Consider the following 1,866-nt stretch of genomic DNA (forward strand, 5'->3'; position numbering starts at 1 on the left):
ACAACGTAGCGAGCGTGAATCGGAATCGACGCGAGTCGAGATTCGATGAACACATGACCCTGCCAGAGAAGATTTCTGAAAGATTATTTTAGTATGAAGAGTTTGATCCTGGCTCAGGATGAACGCTAGCGACAGGCTTAACACATGCAAGTCGAGGGGCAGCGGGGAGTAGCAATACTTCGCCGGCGACCGGCGCACGGGTGAGTAACACGTGTGCAACCAACCCCGTACCGGGAGATAACCCGCGGAAACGTGGACTAACATCCCATGATACTCGAGGGCCGCATGGCTCTCGATTTAAAATTCCGGTGGTACGGGACGGGCACGCGCGACATTAGGTAGTTGGCGGGGTAACGGCCCACCAAGCCGACGATGTCTAGGGGTTCTGAGAGGAAGGTCCCCCACACTGGAACTGAGACACGGTCCAGACTCCTACGGGAGGCAGCAGTGAGGAATATTGGTCAATGGGCGAGAGCCTGAACCAGCCAAGTCGCGTGAGGGAAGAATGGTCTATGGCCTGTAAACCTCTTTTGTCAGGGAAGAATAAGGATGACGAGTCATTCGATGCCAGTACTTGACGAATAAGCATCGGCTAACTCCGTGCCAGCAGCCGCGGTAATACGGAGGATGCGAGCGTTATCCGGATTTATTGGGTTTAAAGGGCGCGTAGGCGGGACGTCAAGTCAGCGGTAAAAGACTGCAGCTAAACTGTAGCACGCCGTTGAAACTGGCGCCCTGGAGACGAGACGAGGGAGGCGGAACAAGTGAAGTAGCGGTGAAATGCATAGATATCACTTGGAACCCCGATAGCGAAGGCAGCTTCCCAGGCTCGTTCTGACGCTGATGCGCGAGAGCGTGGGTAGCGAACAGGATTAGATACCCTGGTAGTCCACGCCGTAAACGATGCTCACTGGATCTTGGCGATACACTGCCAGGGTTCAAGCGAAAGTATTAAGTGAGCCACCTGGGGAGTACGTCGGCAACGATGAAACTCAAAGGAATTGACGGGGGCCCGCACAAGCGGAGGAACATGTGGTTTAATTCGATGATACGCGAGGAACCTTACCCGGGTTTAAATGTAGATTGCATGAGGTGGAAACACTTCTTCCCTTCGGGGCTATTTACAAGGTGCTGCATGGTTGTCGTCAGCTCGTGCCGTGAGGTGTCGGGTTAAGTCCCATAACGAGCGCAACCCCTATCGCCAGTTGCCATCGGTTGAAGCCGGGCACTCTGTCGAGACTGCCACCGTAAGGTGCGAGGAAGGCGGGGATGACGTCAAATCAGCACGGCCCTTACACCCGGGGCGACACACGTGTTACAATGGCCGGTACAGAGGGCAGCCACGGGGTGACCCGGAGCGAATCTCTAAAGCCGGTCGTAGTTCGGACTGGAGTCTGCAACCCGACTCCACGAAGTTGGATTCGCTAGTAATCGCGCATCAGCCATGGCGCGGTGAATACGTTCCCGGGCCTTGTACACACCGCCCGTCAAGCCATGGAAGCCGGGAGTACCTGAAGCATGCAACCGCAAGGAGCGTACGAAGGTAATACCGGTAACTGGGGCTAAGTCGTAACAAGGTAGCCGTACCGGAAGGTGCGGCTGGAACACCTCCTTTCTGGAGCGGGGGCTCATGTGGCTCGCTACCGCCAGTTCATCATCAACGGGATTCCCTCGAGGGATCTTTAGAGACGAGGCTCGTTGCCTTGGTCCCGGCGTTAAATTTTAGGTTTAAAAGTTTTAGATTCTAGATTTCGATTTAAAATTTGAAATGGCTAAATTTAAAATTGTGAAGTTCTTTGACATGCTGGAACGTTAATGGATCAAATGATCCACGAAGTAAAAATGTAGTAGAATAACACAGAGCCG

Annotated in this window: 1 rRNA gene; it reads left to right on the forward strand. The window is 53.6% G+C overall.

The annotated features are described in order from the left end of the window. Positions 1 to 90: 90 nt before the first annotated feature. Positions 91 to 1,615 (forward strand): 16S ribosomal RNA (locus WS42_RS14555). Positions 1,616 to 1,866 lie beyond the last annotated feature (251 nt).

The organism is Odoribacter sp. N54.MGS-14 (genome assembly GCF_000980295.1).
In the GTDB taxonomy this organism is placed as follows: Bacteria; Bacteroidota; Bacteroidia; order Bacteroidales; family Marinifilaceae; genus Odoribacter; species Odoribacter splanchnicus.